This is a genomic window from Actinoplanes lutulentus (genome assembly GCF_003259845.1).
GTDB classification, from domain to species: domain Bacteria; phylum Actinomycetota; class Actinomycetes; order Mycobacteriales; family Micromonosporaceae; genus Actinoplanes; species Actinoplanes lutulentus.
The window spans coordinates 494,426-513,913 of the sequence record NZ_QLMJ01000005.1; the positions used below are offsets into that span (position 1 = coordinate 494,426).

Sequence of the window (19,488 nt, forward strand, 5' to 3'; positions counted from 1 at the left end):
CATCTCCCTGCTGCTTGTCCCGTCGGGAACGGGTCAGGTCGGGAACGGGTCAGTCGGGGACGGCCGTCCAGCTCTGGTGCCGCTGGCCGGTGTCCTCCTGGAGCACCAGCACCCGATGCGCGCCGAAGCGCTGGGCGCCGACGCCGATCACCAGGTCGCCGGTGGTGCTGCGCACCGTGAAGCCGTAATCGGAGGCCTGCAGCGTCCAGCGGGCGCCGTCGGCCGCGTAACAGTCGCCCTGCACCAGAGGCGCGCCGGCGACCGGCTTGCCGGCGAGGGCGACCGCACACCGGTTGCTGGCCCGGGAGACCAGCGAGTACGTGCCGTTCTCCGCGGGCACCAGCTGCCACTGCTGCTGGGCGCCGCCGTCCTGGTCGCCGAGGGTCACCGGGGTGCCGTCGGTGTCGCGGGCCGCGTACAGGTCGGCTGCGCCGCCGGTCAGCGAGTTGGTCAGCACGAACCAGGAGTTCTGCACCGGCCGGGCCGCCGGGGCGGTGACCGCGGTGCCCTTCGCCAGGTAACCGAGCTTGGTGTTGCGGACCTCGACGATGTACTTGGCGTCCGGCTTGAGCCCGATCAACCGGGCCCGGGTGGACTTCGTGGTGGCCACCGGCTCGCCGCCGACGGAGACCTCGTACGACGCGTCGTCGGCGCCGGAGCTCCAGGTGAGACGGACCGACGTGCTGGTCGCCTCACGGATCTCCAGGACCGCTTGGACGCCGTCGTTGGTGGTGCCCGGCGCTTCGGCCGGCGCGCCTTCCGCGGTGTCGGCGTCGGCCGGGGAGGCCGGCGCCACGGTGTGCGCGACCTCCTCGATCGGCGGGAGGGTCGAATCGCCGGTCACCGACACGCTGGGCGCGGGCGACGGGCTCTCCGACACACCGGCGTCCGGCTCCACGGTCTCCGAGACGCTGGGTGACGGCGCGACCGGGCTCTCCGGGGCGCTGGGCGCCACCGCGCTCGGCGCCGGCGAGACCGGCGTGGCCGCCGGGGCGGACGTCGCGGGCGGAGCGGCCTCGACGGTCGGGTCCGGCACCACCGCGCCCGGAGCGTCCGGGATGTCGTCGCCGCCGTCGCTGCGCAGCAGGAAGTCGCTGAGCGCGACGTTCCAGTGCAGGTCCAGGTAGCTGTCCTTCTTCGGGTTGGTGCTGAAGTAGTCGTCGTTGCCGCAGTCCAGCCGGATCTCGTGCTTCTTCGGGCAGACGTTGCGCATCGGCTTGCCCGAGCGGTCCTCGCCGCAGAGCAGGTCGAAGTCGTCGGTGCAGCTGCCCGCGCCGGTCGAATTCGGTGAGTCGATGAGCACCGCGCCGAGCGTGTGGGTCAGCTCGTGCGCGGCCATCGCCGAACTCCAGCAGCCCGAGTCGACCCGGGCGTACGACGGGCCGCCGTTGTTGCGGTTGCCCCGGCCCGGACGGGTGTCGGCCACGAACGACGAGATGCCGCAGTAGACGTTCGCGTCCGAGAAGATCAGGTACTTGCGGTCGGTGCGGTTGTAGCCGAGGTCGCGCAGCGCGTTGATGCTGCCGGTGAACGAGCTCAGCGAGTCGTCCGGCAGCTGCACCTCGGCGACGTCGACCCGGCACTCGGGCGTCGTGACGTACCGGATGTGGCGGGAGCCGCCGGTCTCCCCGGCGCTGGCGTCGTAGATCGCGTCGACGCCGGCGGCCCAGGTCCGGAACGAGTTGAGGAACTTCGCGTACCGGCTCGGGGTGGTCGACTCGTGCAGGTACAGCAGCTGCACCCGCTTGCCGCTGCGGCCGTCGCCGGAACAGGCCACGTCCTCCGGGCCGAGGATGAAGTCGGCCTGGCCGGGCGCCGCGTCCGGGATCAGCGCCGGTGCGTCCGCGGTGAGCGCGCTGCCGCCCTCGTCGCGGGCGATCTCGGCGTCCAGCGGCACGGCGCCGGTCTCCCGGCTGACCACTGTCACCTGGCGTCCGGTGCTCTCGGTCACCGGGGCTACGTCACGGCGTACCGAAAGGCCTGCCGGAGCCGAGTCCGGACCGTGCGTGCAGGTCTGCTCGTAGAGCAGATAGCTGCCGGAGCAGAGCGAGCCTTTCGAGGCGAGCTTGAGTCCGCTGTAGACCAGGCCCTCCTCGGGCGCGTCGGTCGGCAGGGCGGAAAGGGCGAAACGGTCCACCTCGTCGGTGGGGGCCGCGCCGATGACACTCGGGCCGACCACACCGCCGACACCGAGCAGTGCGACGCCGAGCGCTACCGGAAGGAGTCGGAAGGCTGCGGAGCGTGTGCGTGGGCGGTGGTCGCCTGCCGCGCGACGCCGCCCCGGGGGCGACTCGCGGAACGCTGGCCGGCGATGCGCGGACACTGCGTCTCCTCGTCGAACTTGGTGGCGGTGTGAAGCCGGAAACCGCCGAACTGGATCGGTGGGAAGACTGCCAGCCCGGCGGCCGGAGGGGAACGCTTTTAAAAGAGATATAAGCCAGCGCTGTGTCGTACGGGGGAACTGTCCGTCGTAGCCCTTGCTCATTCCCGTCCTCGTTGCCAGCGCTTGCGTTCCGGTGCTTTCTCTCGCGCCGGCCGGCCCCGCCCGACCAGCCCGAACCTGCTGGGCGTCTTCGGTGTCGCGTCCGCGTCGGCGAGCAGCATGACCACGCTCGCCCCGCCCATCGCGGCCCGGTCCAGGCTCACCGAGCCGCCGGTGGCCTGCGCCACCCGGCGGGCGATGTCCAGTCCGAGGCCGGTCGAGCCCTGGTTGCTCTGCCCGCGCCGCAGCGCCTGCTCCGGATCGTCGATGCCGGGACCGGCGTCGTCCACCCGCAGCGCCACCCAGCCGTCCCGGCGGGAGAGGCCCACCTCGAACGAGGTGCCCTGCGGGGTGTAGCGGAAGACGTTGCCGAGAACCGCGTCCAGCGCGGCGGCCAGCTCGGCCCGGGCCACCGGGACCGGGATCCGCAGGTGCGCACCGACCACCCGGTACTGCCGGTCCTGGTCGCCGGCGAGCGCGGACCAGAACATCATCCGCTCGCGAACCACCTCGCTGGCGTCGCAGAGGCCGTCCTCCGGAGCGGAGAGCTGGGCCGCCACCGCCTGCCGGGTGGTGTTGATCAGGCTGTTGACCTCGTCCTCGAGGGTGGTGATCGCGGTACGGATCCGCCGGATGCCACGACGCCGGTCCAGTTCGGCGGGGGAGAAGTCCCCTATCTGGGTGTCGTCCGGGTCGAGGGCCTCGGCGTCCAGCCGCAGCGCCGTCAGCGGTGTGCGCAGCCGGTGCGACAGGTCGGCGACCAGTTCCCGCTCGTCGGTGCGTGACGTGACCAGGCGGTCGGCCATCCGGTTGAACGCGTACCCCGCCTCGGCCAGCTCGCGCGGGCCGGACGGGTCGATGCGCACGGCGAGGTCGCCGTCGCCGACCGCGAGAGCCGCGTCGACCAGGTGGCGGGCTGAGGAGACCGCGCCGCGGGCCAGCCGGTCCACCACGAAGACGGCGCCGCCGACCAGCAGGACCGCGAGGCCGAGCAGCAGCCACCAGTCGCGGGCGGTGTCCTTGTTCAGCTCGGCGGCCGGGATGAACGCCTCGACCACCGAATGCCGGTCGCCGATGGTGATCGGAACCAGTCGCACCACGCCGCCGTCGACGTCCTCGACGGTGGGTGCGAGCGTCGTGGACGCCTTGTCGATCAGTGCCGCGCCGGCCCGGCCGCCGGCGGTCGGAGCGATGCCGGGGGTGTGCACGACGGTGCCGCCGCCCGCGAGCGCGAGCGCCGCGGCGACGCCTTTCGCGTTGGCGCCGGCGGTGAGCGCGCCGGCCACGGTCGCGGTGCGCTCGGCCGCCGCGGCGAACGCGGCGTCGCGGTGGTCGTTACGCAGGTTCCAGCCGAGGGGCACCAGGAAGATCAGTGCGACGGCGGCGGTGGTGGCAGCGGTGGTGTAGGCCAGCCGCAGCCTCAGTCCGGCGCCACCAACCGGAATCCGACCCCCCGCACGGTGCGCAGGAAGCGGGGCTTCGCCGCGGACTCGCCCAGTTTCCGGCGAAGCCAGTACAAATGCACGTCGATGGTCTGGTCCTCGCCGACCGATGGCTGTCGCCATACCTCCTCCAACAGCTCGCGGCGGGACACCACACGGCCCGGACGGGCGGCGAGGTACGCCAGAAGATCGAATTCTTTCCGGGTCAGCGCGAGTGGCTGGTCCCCGAGGGCGGCGCTGCGCTCGCCGACGTCCACCCGGAGCTCGCCGACCTCGTAGACCGCCGGCTGCGCGGCCCGGCTGGCCCGGCCCACCCGCCGCAGCACGGTGGCGATCCGGGCGTCCAGGTGAGCGCCGGTGAACGGCTTGACCATGTAGTCGTCGGCGCCGGCCCGCAGCAGGCGCACGACGGTCTGCTCGTCGTCGCGTGCGGTGGCGATGATGATCGGCACATCGGTGATGCCGCGCAGCATGCGCAACGCGTCCGAACCGTCGAGATCGGGTAGTCCTAGATCCAGCACGACCAGGTCCGGCGTCTCCGCGGCGACCCGCCGCAACGCCTCCAGTGCCGTGCCGACGGCGTGCACGGCATGCCCCCGGTCGGCGAGCGATCGGAGCATGGCACCGCGCACGACATGATCGTCTTCGACGAGCAAAACCGTGGCCATGCGAAGACCGTAGCGTCCCGCGCAAGGAGAACCTAAAGGGTGATCCAGCGAGACTCTTTGATGACTCTCGGTGATGGATTACGATCCGAAGCGCTGATGTCATTCACTCTTTTCCCCGGTACGCGACTCGCGTTGGCCCTGGAGAGCCTGGCCGGTCTCAGCGTCGGCGACGCCCTCGGAGCCCAGTACTTCGTGCCCGGAAACAAGCCGGCGGACCTGGCCGAGGGCCGGGTCCCGGACGGAACCTGGGAGTGGACCGACGACACCGAACAGGCGTGCTGCCTGGTGGCGACACTCGCCGAGGGCTACTTCGACCGCGACGCCTTCGCCGAGATGCTCGGCCGCCTGCACGATCCCTATCGGGGATACGGCCCCGGCGCGGTGGTGATGCTGCGCCAGATCCGTGAGGGCCTGCCCTGGCCGATCGCGGCGGCGGCCGCGTTCAACGGCGAAGGCTCCTGCGGCAACGGCGCGGCGATGCGCGCCGCGCCCCTGGGGGCCTGGCACGCCGATTCCCTCGCGCACGCGGCAGCCCAGGGGGTACGCGCCGCCGAGGTGACCCACTCGCACCCGGAAGGCATCGCCGGCGGTGTGGCAGTGGCCGTCGCCGCCGCGGTGGCAGCCGCGGCCCGGCTGCACGGCCACCGCCCTCCGCCGGACCAGATGCTGCTGGCCGTGGCCGCGCACACCCCGGCCGGCCTGGTCCGCGAAGGCCTCGTCGAGGCGACGACGATCCGCCGGGCCGACGAGGCGGCGTACCGCCTGGGCAGTGGTGCCCGCGCGCTGGCTCAGGACACGGTGCCGTTCGCGCTCTGGGCGGCGGCCCGTCATCTGGCGGACTACCCGGCCGCGATCACGGCGTGCGTCTCGGCGGGCGGCGACGTGGACACCACCGCCGCGATAGCCGGGGGCGTGGTGGCCGCCCATACCGGCCTCGACGGCATCCCGGCCGAGTGGCTGTCGGCCCGCGAGCCGTTGCCGGCCTGGCTGGCCCCCGCCGACGGCGAGCAGTAGCCGTCGAGGGGCGTGCCGAACCCCGGATCGACATGCTCGGCTCACCTGCGCTCAGCGTTCGCGCGTACCCATGAAGGGAGTAAATCGCTGGCCGCGCCGGTCGGGGTGTGGGAAAACGGGACGGATAGCATCGTGGGGCCCGGATTGCCGTGGGCTCACCGTCTGAATGGAGAAATACCGTGTCTGCACTCCGTAACCCCGCTGTGGCCGACCCACTAGTCGTCCCGGCCGGGACTACGGCGGCCGACGCGGTGGCCGCCGCCGGTCTGCCGGCGCACGGACCGAAAGCGATCGTCGTCGTGCGGGACGCCGACGGGCGGTTGCGCGACCTGAACTGGGCGCCGGCCGCCGACGCTGAAGTGGTGCCGGTCGCCATCGACGAGCCGGACGGGCTCGATGTGCTGCGGCACTCGGCGGCGCACGTGCTCGCGCAGGCTGTGCAGGACGTCTTTCCGGACGCCAAGCTCGGCATCGGGCCGCCGATCCGGGACGGGTTCTACTACGACTTCGACGTGGAGAAGCCGTTCCAGCCGGACGACCTCGGCAAGCTCGAGAAGCGGATGCAGGAGATCGTCAAGGCGGGGCAGACCTTCCGCCGGCGGGAGTACGCCTCGCTCGACGAGGCCAAGGCCGAGCTGGCGAACGAGCCGTTCAAGCTGGAACTCGTCGACATCAAGGGTGACGTCGACGAGGAGGCGAAGGCGGTCGGTGCCGGCGAGCTGACCCACTACGACAACATCAACTCCGACGGCGAGCGGGTCTGGGGCGACCTGTGCCGCGGGCCGCACCTGCCGTCGACCCGGCTGATCCCGGCGTTCAAGCTGATGCGCTCGGCCGCCGCTTACTGGCGCGGTTCGGAGAAGAACCCGCAGCTCCAGCGGATCTACGGCACCGCGTGGCCGTCACGGGACGAGCTGAAGGCGTACCTGAACCGGCTCGCCGAGGCGGAGCGTCGCGACCACCGCAAGCTGGGCACCGAGCTGGATCTGTTCTCCTTCCCGGACGAGATCGGTTCCGGTCTCGTGGTCTTCCACCCCAAGGGCGGTGTGATCAAGCGGGAGATGGAGGACTACGTCCGGGCCCGCCACATCGAGGAGGGCTTCCAGTACGTCGGCACCCCGCACATCAGCAAGGAAGGCCTGTTCCACACCTCGGGCCACCTGCCGTACTACGCGGACACGATGTTCCCGCCGAGCGAGCTCGAAGGCGCGAAGTACTACCTCAAGGCGATGAACTGCCCGATGCACAACCTGATCTTCAGGTCGCGCGGGCGGTCCTACCGTGAGCTGCCGCTGCGCCTGTTCGAGTTCGGCTCGGTCTACCGGTACGAGAAGTCCGGCGTGGTGCACGGCCTGACCCGGGTCCGTGGCCTGACCCAGGACGACTCGCACTCGTACGTGACCGCCGAGCAGGCACCGGGCGAGATCAAGCACCTGCTGGCGTTCGTCCGCTCGCTGCTGGACGACTTCGGCCTGGACGACTACTACCTGGAGCTGTCGACCCGGGACCCGAAGAGCGACAAGTTCATCGGCTCGGACGAGCAGTGGGAGAAGGCCACCAGCGTTCTGGAGGACGTGGCCAAGGAGACCGGGCTCGACCTGGTCCTCGACCCGGGTGGCGCGGCGTTCTACGGTCCGAAGATCAGCGTCCAGGCGAAGGACGCGATCGGCCGGACCTGGCAGATGTCGACCATCCAGTACGACTTCAACCAGCCGGCCCGGTTCGGTCTGGAGTTCCAGGCCGCGGACGGCACCCGGCAGGAGCCGGTGATGATCCACTCGGCGAAGTTCGGCTCGATCGAGCGGTTCTTCGGCGTGCTGGTCGAGCACTACGCGGGCGCGTTCCCGGCGTGGCTCGCTCCGGTGCAGGTGGTGGGCATCCCGATCCGTGACGACCACGCCGACTATCTCGCCGAGTTCGTCGCCAAGCTGCGCAAGGAAGGCATCCGGGCCGAGGTCGACTACTCGACCGACCGGATGCAGAAGAAGATCCGCACCGCGCAGCAGCAGAAGATCCCGTTCATGGCGATCGCCGGTGACGACGACGTGAGCGGCGGGACCGTCTCGTTCCGGTACCGCGACGGCTCGCAGCGCAACGGCGTCTCGATCGACGAGGCTGTGGCGCACGTGGCCGAGGTGGTCCGTTCGCGGACGAACGTGGGGCCGTCCGCGGCCTGACGTCTCTCAGCTCACGCTCGCGCCGTCCGACCTGTATTACGGACGGCGTGAGCGGAGGGCTGGATGCGGTTCCGGACACCACCGATGGCCTGGACCGGTTACGCCCTGGCCGCGGTCTGGTTCGTGGTGCATCTGACGAACGTCGGCGGCTGGGATTTCCAGATCGTCGCGTACAAACTCTTCTCGCCGCTGCTCTCGGTCATCCCGGCCTGCCTGGCCTGGCGTGGCTGGTCGCAGGCTCGTGATGCCGGGCTGCCCGCGATCCGCAGGCATCTGCTGCTGAGCGCCGGCGCGTGGACGTTCATGACGGCCGCGTCGGCGATCGCGTTCTACGAGCTGGCGGTGAACGGCGACGCGTCGTACCCGTCGCCGTTCCCGCTCATGCAGGCCTGCGACCTGGCCACCCTCGTGCTGATCCTGGCCGGTCTGCTCACTGTTCCGATCCGTAACCGGTGGTCGTCGAGCAGGCTGCGGCTCGGCCTGGACATGGGCACCGTGCTGCTGGCCGGGGCGCTCTTCCTCTGGTATTTCGTGGTGCATCCGGTGGTCAGCAGGCCGGGCGCGGACCTGACCGTTGCGGGCGCCATCTTCGTGAAGTCGGCCGGGCTGATGGTGGTGCTCTACGCGATCGCCCGGATCGTGCTGGGCGGCGTCACCGAGGTGAGCCGGCGGGCGATGATGTTCGCGATCGCGGCGACCGTGGTCCAGTTCGCGCTCAACGTGATGCAGCAGACGCTGAACGGCACCGGGTACGCGCATTTCGCGCTCGCCACCCGGCAGGTCTTCATCATGCTGCTGATCGCGATGGGTGTGGCGCATCTGCGACGGATTTCGTGGGGCCCTTCTCTTGGCAGTGCGGTGACCCGGCGGCCGTCCAGCCTGATGCCCTATCTGGCGGTGGTGGCGGCGGACTCGCTGCTCATCTATGTGATGACGCGGGGATTGGACGACCGCTCCTGGCCGGTGCTCGCCGGGACCATCACGCTGACCGCGCTGGTGGTGATCCGGCAGATCGTCGGGATGCGGGACAACACCCGGCTCGTCGTCCGGGTGGACGCCTCGATGCGGGCGCTGCGGGAGTCGATGGGGCGCGAGCAGGTCCTCAGTGACCTGGGCACCGCGCTGCTGCGCGCCACGTCCGCGGCCGACGTGCACCGGCTCGCCGCGGACGGCGCGGCGACCCTGCTCGCGGGCGTCGAGGGTACGCGTACCTCGGTGGTCACGGTCTCGCCGGACGACCCGGCCCACTGGACCGTGATGGAGGCCTCCGGGGCCTCGCCCGAGGAGTTGGCCGGCTTCCAGATACCGAGCGACGTGGTTCCGGCCGAGGTACTGGCCCGGCTGGCCGGCGGCGAGATGGTCGTCCTCCCGGGTCTGTCCGGCCTCGGTGTCCCCGGCTTCGACGACCGGCCACTCATGATCCTTCCGCTGCTCAGCGGCGAACGCTTCTTCGGTGTGCTGGCCGTCGGCAGCGACGACGAGCTGCCCGAGGACGTGCTCAAGTCGCTGCAGACGCTGCGTACGCAGGTCTCGCTCGCCCTGGACAGCGTGGCGCTGACCGCCGAGCTAACCCGGCGGGCCATGCACGACATGCTGACCGGGCTCGGCAACCGCGCCCTGCTGTGGGACCGGCTGAACGGCGCACTGGCCCGGGCCAAGCGGACCGGCCGTTCGGTCGGTGTGCTGCTGCTCGACCTCAACGGGTTCAAGCCGGTCAACGACACGTACGGGCACGATGCCGGTGACCTGGTGCTCAAGGCGGTGGCCGAGCGGTTGCGGACCTGTGTGCGTACCGAGGACACGGTGGCGCGGCTCGGCGGCGACGAGTTCGTGATCCTCACCGAGGACCTGCGGGACAGCGGGGACGCGCTGCGGGTCGCCGAGCGGGTGGTCGCGGCGCTCGACGAGCCGGTCCTGGTCGACGGCCACGAGCTGCGGACACCGGCGAGCATCGGGATCGCGCTGTCGGTCGCCGGGCAGGGGCCGGACGACGTGCTGCGGGACGCCGACGCCGCCATGTACGTGGCCAAGCGGCAGGGTTCCGGATTGTTCCACGTGCATGCCTAGTATCTGAGGCGTGGACGACGGCCTTCAGCGGCTCTGGGCGCCGCACCGGATGGATTACATCGCCGGCCAGAACCAGCCTGAGGGCTGCCCGTTCTGTGTCGCGCCGGCGCTGCCGGAGTCCAGCAGCCTGGTGGTGGCGCGAGGTGAGCTCGTTTACGCGCTGCTCAACCTGTATCCGTACAACCCCGGGCATCTGCTGGTCTGCCCGTACCGGCACGTCGCGGACTACACCGATCTCACCGAGGCTGAGGTGGGTGAGGTGGCGGCGTTCACGCGTACCGCTATGCGGGTGGTCCGGGCGGTGAGCAACCCGCACGGCTTCAACATCGGGATGAACCAGGGCTCGATCGCCGGCGCCGGGATCGCCGCCCACCTGCACCAGCACGTGGTGCCGCGGTGGGGCGGCGACGCCAACTTCATGCCGGTGATCGGAGCGACGAAGGTGCTGCCGCAGTTGCTCGCAGATACCCGGGAGTTATTGGTGAAGGCCTGGCCTGCCTAGTGCGTTGATCCCGGCGACGATCTCCTCCGCCGAGGGCGCGGTCGCCGGGTCGGTGAGCCACTGGGTCAGGACCCCGGACATCAGCGCCATCTGGACCGAGCCGACGCTGCGCACCGTCGAGTCGTCCAGTTCCTTCTCAGCGATGCCGGTCACCATCGCCGCCATCCCGCTGCGCCCCTCCTGGAGGCCGGCCGCGAGTTGAGCGCGCAGGTCCGGCATGTGCTCGCTGTGGATCAGCACCTCGACGCTGGCCAGCCAGAGCGCCCGGTGCGACTGGATCGAGCCGATCACCCGCTGCCAGAAGCGCAGCATCGGGTCGTCGGGATCGTCGTCCTTCTCCTCGGTGAGCGCCTGCCCGAACGCGTCACCCCAGTCCTCGATGGCGCTGAGCATCGCGGCGGTCAGCAGGGCCTTGGTCGAGCCGTAGTGGTAGCCGATCGAGGCGAGGTTGGTGCCGGACGCCGCCACGATGTCGCGTGCGGTCGTCTGTGCGTAACCCCTCTCCAGCAGCGCCTTCTTGGCGCCTTGCAGCAGATCTTCGCGGTGGCCCATGTTCGCGATCCTAACTTCTATACAAACGTATAAGACGTTTGTATAGTCGAGACATGACGAATCGCAAAGCGTTGATCTCAGGTGCGGGTGTCGCGGGTCCGGCTCTGGCCTACTGGCTGGTCCGCTCGGGCTGGGACGTCACGATCGTGGAGCGGGCGCCGGAGCTGCGTGCCGGCGGCTACAAGGTCGACGTCCGGGGCGCGGCGACGACGGTGCTGCACAAGATGGGGCTGCACGCCGCGGCCAAGGAGCGCGACACCGGGATGAAGCAGGTCACCTACGTGCGGAGCGACGGCCGCAAGATCGCTTCATTGCCGGCTGATCTGCTGATGGGCCGGCGGGGTGACGACCTGGAGATCATGCGGGGGGATCTGGGGCTGCTCCTGGCCGACGCGTGCGGCGCCGATGTTGTTTACGGCGACAGCATTTCCGAAATCTCCGATAAATCGGTCACTTTCGCGAGCGGCCGGACCGGGGAGTACGACGTCATCGTCGCTGCCGACGGACTCAATTCGACCACCAGGCAGCGCGTCATGCCCGAGGTCATCCTCGATCACCTCGGCGCCTACATCTCGATCTTCGAGGTGCCGAACGACCTCGGCCTCGAGCGCGAGGAGATCATGTACACCGAGCCCGGCCGGCTGATCTTCGCTTACGCGATGGACGCCGACGGTCCGGCCCGGGTCGGCATGACCTTCGCGTCCGAGCCGCTGACCTACGACCGCCGCGACGTCTCCGCGCAGAAGGATCTGCTCCGGGCGGCCTTCGCGGGCCGGGGCTGGCGCAGCGACGACTTCCTGGCCGCGCTCGACGACGCTCCCGACTTCTACTTCGACTCACTGAGCCAGGTGCAGGCGTCGTCGTACTCGTCGGGCCGGGTCGTGCTGCTCGGCGACGCCGCGTACTGCCCGTCGCCGGCGGCCGGTCAGGGTACGAGTCTGGCGCTGGTCGGGGCCTATGTCCTGGCCGAGCAGCTGAACAACGGCGGCGGATTCGACGGATACGAGCGGATCATGCGGCCTTACGTGGAGAAGAACCTCGCCTTCGGCCGCAAGATGGCCAAGGACATGGTCCCGGGCAGCCGCCTCGCCATCGGGTTCCGCAACTACGGGATGCGCACCTTGAAGTTCCACCCGCGCAAGGAGCAGGTCATCGACAAGGTGCTCGCGCCGATGCACGAGGCGGCGAACGCCATCGCGATCTAGAAGAGCTATCTGGCGTGTTCCTTCCTGGCTGAGTCAGCCAGATGGGCCGGCATCGGCTCGTGACGGACATAGTGACGAGTGAACGTGCCGGTCCCGGAGGTCAGGGCCCGCAGCTCCACGGCATAACGCACCAGCTCGGTGGCGGGCACCTCGGCACGGACGAGACTCGCCTCGCCGTCGGACTCACTGCCCATCGGCCGGCCGCGCCGGCCGGACAGATCGCTCATCACCGAGCCGACGTAGACCTCCGGAACCCTCACGACGACCTCGTCGACCGGTTCCAGCAGGGTCAGCTGGCCGCTCTCGGCAGCCGCGCGCAGGGCCAGCGCACCGGCCGTCTGGAAAGCGGCGTCCGAGGAGTCGACACTGTGCGCCTTGCCGTCGTACAGGGTGACCTTGAGATCCACCACCGGGAAACCGGCGACCAGGCCGCGCTCCAGCTGGGCCCGGACACCCTTCTCCACCGAGGGGATGTAGTTGTGCGGCACGGCGCCGCCGACCACCTTGTCGACGAACTGGAAGCCCTCGCCCCGGGGCAGCGGCTCCACCTGGATGTCGCAGACCGCGTACTGGCCGTGGCCGCCGGACTGCTTGACGTGCCGGCCGTGCCCTTTCGACCCGGCGCCGAAGGTCTCGCGCAGCGCCACCTTCACCGGTTCGGTGTCCAGCTCGACGCCGCCGGCCCGGAGTCGGTCCAGCACCACGTCGGCGTGTGACTCGCCCATCGTCCAGAGGACCAGCTGATGCGTCTCGGGGTTACGTTCCAGTCGCAGCGTCGGGTCGCCGGCGACCAGCCGGCCCAGGTTCTTGGCGAGGGCGTCCTCGTCAGACCGGGTCTTCGCCACCACGGCGATCGGCAGCAGCGGCTCCGGCATCGACCAGGGCTCCATGAGCAGCGGCTGATCCTTGCCGGACAGGGTGTCACCGGTCTCCGCGGTGCCCGACTTGGTTATCGCGCACAGGTCACCGGCGATGCAGCTCGGCACCTCGCGGAGCTGGGAGCCGAGTGGGGCGTACACATGTGCCACCCGCTCGTCGGCGTCGTGGTCGGGGTGACCGCGCTCGGCCATGCCGTGCCCGGAGACGTGCAGCGTCTGGTCCGGGCGCAGGGTGCCGGAGAAGACCCGGACCAGCGAGACCCGGCCGACGTGCCGGTCGATCGTGGTACGAACCACCTCCGCCACGAGCGGCCCGTCCGGATCGCAGCTCAGCGGCGGCCGGGGTGAGCCGTCCACACCGGTCACCACCGGAAGCTCGTGCTCCAGCGGCGAGGGCGCGCCACCGACCAGGCCGTCGAGCAGCGCGTCGAGGCCGACCCCGGTTCCGGCGCAGACCGGGATCACCGGGTAGAAGTTGCCGCGGGCGACCGCCTTCTCCAGGTCCGGGATCAGGGCGTCGGTGCTGATCAGCTCGCCGGCCACGTACCGATCCATGAGGGTCTCGTCCTCGCTCTCCGCGATGATCCCCTCGATGAGAGCGTTCCGGTCGTCGGCGATCGGGTTCAGGTGTTCCCGCTCGGCCTCGCCGGCCCGGGGCGGATATCCCTGCGAGTAGTCCAGGACCCGGAGCGTGACCAGCCCGAGCAGGCCGACGATCGACTGGCCGTCGTCACCGAGCATCGGCTGGTAGATCGGCATCACGTTGTCGCCGAACGCCTCCTGGCAGTCCTGCAGCGCCTCCTCGTAATCGGCGCGCGGGTGGTCCAGCCGGGTGATCGCCACCGCGCGGGGCATGCCCACCGAGGCGCACTCCTCCCAGAGCGCGACAGTGGAGTCGTCCACGCCGTCGACCGCGGACACCACGAAGAGCGCCGCGTCTGCCGCACGGAGCCCGGCCCGCAGCTCACCGACGAAGTCGGCGAAGCCCGGGGTGTCCAACAGGTTGATCTTCACGCCGTCGTGCACGAGCGGCGCGCAGGACAGCGCCACCGAGCGCTGCTGGCGTACCGCCGCCGGATCGTGGTCGGTCACCGTGGTGCCGTCCGCCACCGTGCCGGCCCGGGGGATCGTGCCGGTGGCCGCGAGCAGGGCCTCCACCAGCGTCGTCTTCCCCGAACCGGAGTGGCCGACCAGCACCACGTTGCGAACTCTGCCGGGATCTGTCACCACCGGCGCGGCGGCGCCGGCGAGCCCTTTCTCCGAAGTCTTCTGCGCCATGCCGAGCGCTCCCGTCATTTCAGATCTGTTTCTTGAATCCCACACCTCGGGCCTTTTAGTGGCAAGGACCACTGTTCCGGATGGTGACGATCCGGCCAACGTGGGGACGGGTGCGTACCACCGCAGGTCGCACGCCGATATGGTGGGACGGCCATGGCAAAGATCGTTCAAACAACCGCCCGTGCCGCCGTCGCTTACGGCGTCAACCCGGTCGCTCGATTCCTGCTCCGGATCGGTGTCACGCCCAACGCGGTCACCGTCGCCGGAACTGTCGGCGTGCTGATCGGTTCCTACTTCGGATCACAGGGGCACCTGCTCTGGGGCACTGTGATCGTAACTGCCTTCGCGCTCACTGACGCGCTTGACGGCACAATGGCCCGCATGAGGGGCGGAACCGGAAAATTCGGTGCCCTTCTCGATTCGTCGATGGACCGGCTCGCCGACGGCGCGGTCTTCGGCGCGGTCGCCTATTACCTGGCGACCGAGGGGATCTGGTGGGGCGTCATCGGCGCCCTCGTGTCCCTGGTGGCCGGTCAGGTCGTGTCGTACGTGAAGGCGCGCGCACAGAGCCTCGGGCTGAACGCTGACGTCGGCATCGTCGAGCGCCTGGAACGGCTGCTCATCGTCGGCGTCGGTGGCCTGCTCGGCGCCGCCGGCCTGGACTGGGGCCTGCCGGCCGTGCTCTGGGTGCTGGCCGCGCTCTCCCTGTTCACGGTCTTCCAGCGGCTGATCAGCGCGGCCCGCTCAGACGTGACGGAGAAAGCGCCGGCAGCGGAGTGAAAGATCAGCTCGTCGGATTCGGTTACTCGGCCGGGTGGCGGCTCGTCCGCGCCCTGCCGGAGCCGGTGGCGCGAAGGCTCTTCACCGCGGCGGCCGACCGGGCGTACAAGGCGAACGGCCGCGGCACCCAGCGGCTGCGCGGCAACCTGCGCCAGGTCGTCGGCCCGGACATGCCGGACACCCTGGTCCGGGACGGCCTGCGGTCGTACGCCCGGTACTGGAAAGAAGCATTCCGGCTGACGAACCGTACCCGTAAGGAGTACCTCGACGGCTTCTTCATGGAGCCGGAGAGCTACAGCTGGCTGAAGAAGGCGGTCGACGACGGCAACGGCGTGGTCCTGGCGCTGCCGCACATGGCGAACTGGGACGCGGCCGCCGCCTGGGTCGTCTCGCACGACTGGCGGATGATCACGGTGGCCGAGCGGCTCAAGCCGGAGGCCGTCTACGAGCAGTTCCTCGCGTACCGGGAAGCTCTCGGCATGCGGGTGCTGCCGCTCACCGGCGGTGAGCGGCCACCGCTCGACGTGCTCGGTGAGCATCTGAAGGACGGCTGGGTCGTGCCGCTGCTCGCCGACCGTGATCTGTCCCGGTCAGGCGTTGAGGTCGAGTTCTTCGGCGGCAAGACCCGGATGCCCGCCGGGCCGGCGATCCTCGCGATCCGGACCGGTGCGCCGATCTACGCGGTTGATCTCTGGTATTCCGAGAACCGCGTCGAGGCGCGGATGCGGCCGATCACCCCGCCGACCGAGGGGCCTCTCGACCAACGGGTCAAAGCGACCACCCAGCAGCTCGCAGACGCTTACGCGGCCGGCATCGCCGATCATCCGCAGGACTGGCACATGCTGCAGAAGCTTTGGCTGTAGGGAGGTCGCGTGCGGATCGGGATCGTCTCGCCCTACTCCTTCGACGTCCCCGGCGGTGTGCAGAACCACATCATGGACCTGGCCGAGGCTCTGATCAGCCTCGGTCATGTGGTCAGCGTGCTGGCACCGGCGGACGACGACGCCGAACTGCCCGCGTACGTCGTGTCGGCCGGCCGGGCGCTGCCGTTGCCGTACAACGGGTCGGTGGCCCGGATCGCCTTCGGCCCGGTCTCCACGGCCCGGGTACGCCGCTGGCTCAAGAACGGTGAGTTCGACGTGCTGCACGTGCACGAACCGCTCTCACCCAGCCTGTCGTTCCTGGCCGTCCTCTCTGCCCGAGGCCCGGTCGTCGCCACGTTCCACACCGCGATGACCCGGTCCCGGGCGCTCGCCGGGCTGCAGAGCTTCCTCCAGCCGGTGATCGAGAAGATCACCGCGCGGATCGCGGTGAGCGAGCTGGCCCGCAAGGTGCAGGTGGAGCACCTCGGCGGGGGAGCCGTGGAGATACCCAACGGGGTGGCGGTCGCGAAGTTCGTGAACGCCGAGCCGCTGCCGGGCTGGCCGGGCTCCGGCGGGGCGATCGGGTTCCTGGGTCGCTTCACCGAGCCGCGCAAGGGCTTCCCGCTGTTGCGCACCGCGTTCGTCACGCTGGCGGCGAAACGGCCCGACCTGAGGCTGCTGGTGGCCGGCCCCGGCGACCGCGACGAACTCTACGAGGACATTCCGGAGGAACTCCACGATAGGGTGGAATTCCTAGGATTAGTGTCTGAATCGGACAAGGCTCGGATGCTCCGCAGCGTCGACGTCTACGTCGCCCCGAACACCGGCGGCGAGAGCTTCGGCATGATCCTCACCGAGGCGATGGCGGCCGGAGCGGCCATCGCGGCAAGCGACCTGGACGCGTTCCGGCGGGTCCTGGACGGCGGCCGGGCGGGCGCACTCTTCCCCAACGGCGACGCCTCCGCGCTGACATCCCTGCTGGGTGACCTGCTGGACGACCCGGAACGGCGGGCCGAGCTGGCCTCCTGCGCGCGTACCGTCGTCGCTACTTTCGACTGGCCGAGTGTGGCCAACCGGGTGCTCGAGGTCTACGCGACATCCATCGAAGCCACCGACGGTCGGGTTTTCGACGACGAGTGGTCGTGACCGAGGTCCCACGAGGAACTGTCCGACACAATCCACCACTACGATGCCCCGCATGTGGTGGGTGGTGGGAGTCGTCGTGCTGGCCGCGATCTTCTCGGCGTACCTCGGCTGGACCGCTCAACGCGTGGAACGTCTGCACGCGCGAGCCCAATCCGCCGAGCGAGCCCTGGACGCGCATCTGGTGCGCCGAGCAGCAGCGGCAGCGGTGGTCGCCGAGCACGGCGACCGGGTCGAGCTCTACGCCGCGGCCCGCCTCGCCCTGGACGCCGACCCCGGCGACCGCGAATCCGCCGAGAACGACCTCACCCGCCAGCTGCGCGCGATGAACCTCGACCCCCAGGACCCGGCCGCCCGAGCCCTGGTCAACACGAGCCGCCGCGTGGTCCTGGCCCGCCAGGTACACACCGACCTGGTCCGCGACGCGCTGAGCGCTCGCCGCCGCGTCCTGGTCCGCGTCCTGCGCCTGTCCCGCCGCCACCCCCGCCCGGAATACTTCGACATCGTCGAACCCACCATGCCCGAACTCCCCCCACCCCTCACGGTCCCGGGCCCCACACCCCCACCCCAACGCCCGGTCCAGGCCGTCTGACCTCGCTCTTCCTTCTTGGGTACGCGTAACCGCGCCCCCCAACCGCATCAACGTGCCTCCCGAGAGTCCCCCGCGACCCAGCTGCCCACCCCAGGCCGCCAGGCGCCTCTCGCGCCCACTGCACGGTCACCCCACAACCCACCCACCCCGAGCCCACGAAGTCCGCCGAAGTGTTCCGAGCCCGCCAGGCGCTCCGAGCCAGCCAAGTGGTCCGAGCCGCGTCCGCCGAAGTGCTCCGAGCGGGAAGCGCCAGCCGACCAAGATCACGCCCGGCCCAGCCGTAGCTCAGGAGCGCTAAAGCCCGCCCATTCCGTGTCTGGACGACGGCCGGCCAGCCGCAGCCGTAGCCCAGACACGGAATGACTGCCCCAATCCATGTCTGAGCGACGGCTCCGGGCGCCGACCGCCTGATCCGAGTCCGGCTCGTGCTCGTGGTCGCCTGATCCGGGGCCCGCTCGTGCTCGTGGTCGCCTGATCCGGGGTCGGCTCGTGCTCGTGGTCGCCATTTCAGTTCCGGCGCGACCGTAAGCGCGAGCCGACCGGGACCGGCTCGCGCTTACGGTCGCGTTTCGGCCGCTTGCACGACCACGAGCACAAGCCGGCCCCAAGCCGGCCCCGCGCCGGCCCCGCGCCGAACCCGGTGCCGTAGGGGACACCAGCGCCCACGGTGTGCCCGCGTATGCGCTGCCCACCCGCTCCACGCCCGCTGCCCACCCGCTCCCCGCGTGTCGACTTCGGGGTGCGACCCGAACCCGAACTCGACACGCGAGCCTGGGCCCGCGCGTGGTGTGTTGATTTGGGGTGCGGAGCGCGCCCGAACTCGACACGCGAGCCTGTTGTGCCTCGGTGGGCGTACCCGGGGAAGGGCGTGAGCGGGGTGACTGGCTTGAGGTGCGCATGGCGAAGGCCCTCGCGCAGAGCGCGAGGGCCTTCGGGAGAGCTTGGGGTTACCAGCCGCGTTCGGCCAGGCGGTGGGGGGCGGGGATGTCGTCGACGTTGATGCCGACCATGGCTTCGCCGAGGCCGCGGGAGACCTTGGCGATCACGTCGGGGTCGTCGTGGAAGGTGGTGGCCTTGACGATGGCGGACGCGCGCTGGGCCGGGTTGCCGGACTTGAAGATGCCGGAGCCGACGAAGACGCCCTCGGCGCCGAGCTGCATCATCATGGCGGCGTCGGCGGGGGTGGCGATGCCGCCGGCGGTGAAGAGGACCACCGGGAGTTTGCCGGCCTCGGCTACCTCCTTGACCAGCTCGTACGGTGCCTGGAGCTCCTTGGCCGCGACGTAGAGCTCGTCCTCGGGGAGGGTCTGCAGGCGGCGGATCTCGGCGCGGATCTTGCGCATGTGGGTGGTGGCGTTCGAGACGTCGCCGGTGCCGGCCTCGCCCTTGGAGCGGATCATCGCGGCGCCCTCGGTGATGCGGCGCAGCGCCTCGCCCAGGTTGGTGGCGCCGCAGACGAACGGGGCGGTGAACTGCCACTTGTCGATGTGGTTCGCGAAGTCGGCCGGGGTCAGCACCTCGGACTCGTCGATGTAGTCGACGCCGAGCGACTGCAGGACCTGTGCTTCGACGAAGTGGCCGATGCGGGCCTTCGCCATGACCGGGATCGAGACCGTGCTGATGATGCTGTCGATCATGTCGGGGTCGGACATGCGCGACACGCCGCCCTGCGCGCGGATGTCGGCCGGGACCCGCTCCAGAGCCATGACGGCGACGGCGCCCGCGTCCTCGGCGATCTTGGCCTGCTCGGCGTTGACCACGTCCATGATCACGCCGCCCTTGAGCATCTCCGCCATGCCGCGTTTGACGCGGGCGGTTCCGATGGCGGGCTGGTTCTCAGACATG

At 70.2% G+C, this 19,488-nt stretch carries 15 protein-coding genes; 9 read left to right on the forward strand and 6 right to left on the reverse strand.

What is annotated here, in order from left to right:
- Positions 1-49: 49 nt before the first annotated feature.
- From B0I29_RS15040 to B0I29_RS15050, 3 genes are all read right to left on the reverse strand, one after another.
- Complete coding sequence (locus B0I29_RS15040) at positions 50-2,179, reverse strand: RICIN domain-containing protein (RefSeq protein ID WP_245972532.1); 2,130 nt, start codon at positions 2,177-2,179, stop codon at positions 50-52.
- Between the two features lie 302 nt (positions 2,180-2,481).
- Entirely contained in the window at positions 2,482-3,900 is a 1,419-nt protein-coding gene (locus B0I29_RS15045; protein ID WP_375790601.1) for a HAMP domain-containing sensor histidine kinase, read from the reverse strand.
- Positions 3,901-3,902: 2 nt separating this feature from the next.
- Entirely contained in the window at positions 3,903-4,592 is a 690-nt protein-coding gene (locus B0I29_RS15050; RefSeq protein ID WP_111649565.1) for a response regulator transcription factor, read from the reverse strand.
- A 96-nt stretch (positions 4,593-4,688) separates the two neighbouring features.
- On the opposite strand from B0I29_RS15050, the gene B0I29_RS15055 reads away from it, so the two are divergent.
- From B0I29_RS15055 to B0I29_RS15070, 4 genes are all read left to right on the forward strand, one after another.
- Positions 4,689-5,606, forward strand: coding sequence for an ADP-ribosylglycohydrolase family protein (locus tag B0I29_RS15055; protein ID WP_111649566.1), 918 nt, complete (start codon positions 4,689-4,691; stop codon positions 5,604-5,606).
- A 179-nt stretch (positions 5,607-5,785) separates the two neighbouring features.
- Positions 5,786-7,783 (forward strand): threonine--tRNA ligase, encoded by a 1,998-nt coding sequence (gene thrS, locus B0I29_RS15060; RefSeq protein ID WP_181557812.1) that lies wholly within the window; start codon positions 5,786-5,788, stop codon positions 7,781-7,783.
- Positions 7,784-7,846: 63 nt separating this feature from the next.
- The gene (locus B0I29_RS15065) at positions 7,847-9,850 is read left to right on the forward strand and encodes a diguanylate cyclase domain-containing protein (protein WP_111649568.1); all 2,004 of its coding nucleotides are present in this window, start codon (positions 7,847-7,849) and stop codon (positions 9,848-9,850) included.
- A 49-nt stretch (positions 9,851-9,899) separates the two neighbouring features.
- A complete protein-coding gene (locus tag B0I29_RS15070; RefSeq protein ID WP_111649649.1) occupies positions 9,900-10,352 on the forward strand; it encodes an HIT family protein in 453 nt (150 codons plus the stop codon).
- Here B0I29_RS15070 and B0I29_RS15075 read toward each other — a convergent pair.
- Positions 10,326-10,904: a TetR/AcrR family transcriptional regulator gene (locus B0I29_RS15075; RefSeq protein ID WP_111649569.1), complete on the reverse strand. Its 579-nt coding sequence runs from the start codon at positions 10,902-10,904 to the stop codon at positions 10,326-10,328. The two genes, B0I29_RS15070 and B0I29_RS15075, sit on opposite strands and share 27 nt — an antisense overlap.
- Positions 10,905-10,957: 53 nt before the next feature.
- On the opposite strand from B0I29_RS15075, the gene B0I29_RS15080 reads away from it, so the two are divergent.
- Positions 10,958-12,109, forward strand: a complete 1,152-nt coding sequence (locus B0I29_RS15080) for an FAD-dependent monooxygenase (protein ID WP_111649570.1) — start codon at positions 10,958-10,960, stop codon at positions 12,107-12,109.
- Between the two features lie 5 nt (positions 12,110-12,114).
- Here B0I29_RS15080 and B0I29_RS15085 read toward each other — a convergent pair whose 3' ends face one another.
- Entirely contained in the window at positions 12,115-14,265 is a 2,151-nt protein-coding gene (locus tag B0I29_RS15085) for an elongation factor G-like protein EF-G2 (protein WP_111649650.1), read from the reverse strand.
- A gap of 153 nt (positions 14,266-14,418) precedes the next feature.
- On the opposite strand from B0I29_RS15085, the gene pgsA reads away from it, so the two are divergent.
- The 4 genes from pgsA to B0I29_RS15105 are packed head-to-tail and all read left to right on the forward strand — an operon-like array spanning position 14,419 to position 17,643.
- Positions 14,419-15,045, forward strand: a complete 627-nt coding sequence (pgsA, locus tag B0I29_RS15090) for a phosphatidylinositol phosphate synthase (RefSeq protein WP_111649571.1) — start codon at positions 14,419-14,421, stop codon at positions 15,043-15,045.
- Positions 15,042-15,908, forward strand: a complete 867-nt coding sequence (locus tag B0I29_RS15095; RefSeq protein WP_111649572.1) for a phosphatidylinositol mannoside acyltransferase — start codon at positions 15,042-15,044, stop codon at positions 15,906-15,908. The genes pgsA and B0I29_RS15095 overlap by 4 nt, the downstream gene beginning before the upstream one ends.
- Positions 15,909-15,917: 9 nt before the next feature.
- A complete protein-coding gene (locus B0I29_RS15100; RefSeq protein WP_111649573.1) occupies positions 15,918-17,054 on the forward strand; it encodes a glycosyltransferase family 4 protein in 1,137 nt (378 codons plus the stop codon).
- Between the two features lie 43 nt (positions 17,055-17,097).
- Positions 17,098-17,643, forward strand: coding sequence for a hypothetical protein (locus tag B0I29_RS15105; protein ID WP_111649574.1), 546 nt, complete (start codon positions 17,098-17,100; stop codon positions 17,641-17,643).
- Between the two features lie 947 nt (positions 17,644-18,590).
- Here B0I29_RS15105 and pdxS read toward each other — a convergent pair.
- Positions 18,591-19,487, reverse strand: a complete 897-nt coding sequence (gene pdxS / locus B0I29_RS15110) for a pyridoxal 5'-phosphate synthase lyase subunit PdxS (protein WP_111649575.1) — start codon at positions 19,485-19,487, stop codon at positions 18,591-18,593.
- Between the last annotated feature and the right edge of the window lies 1 nt (position 19,488).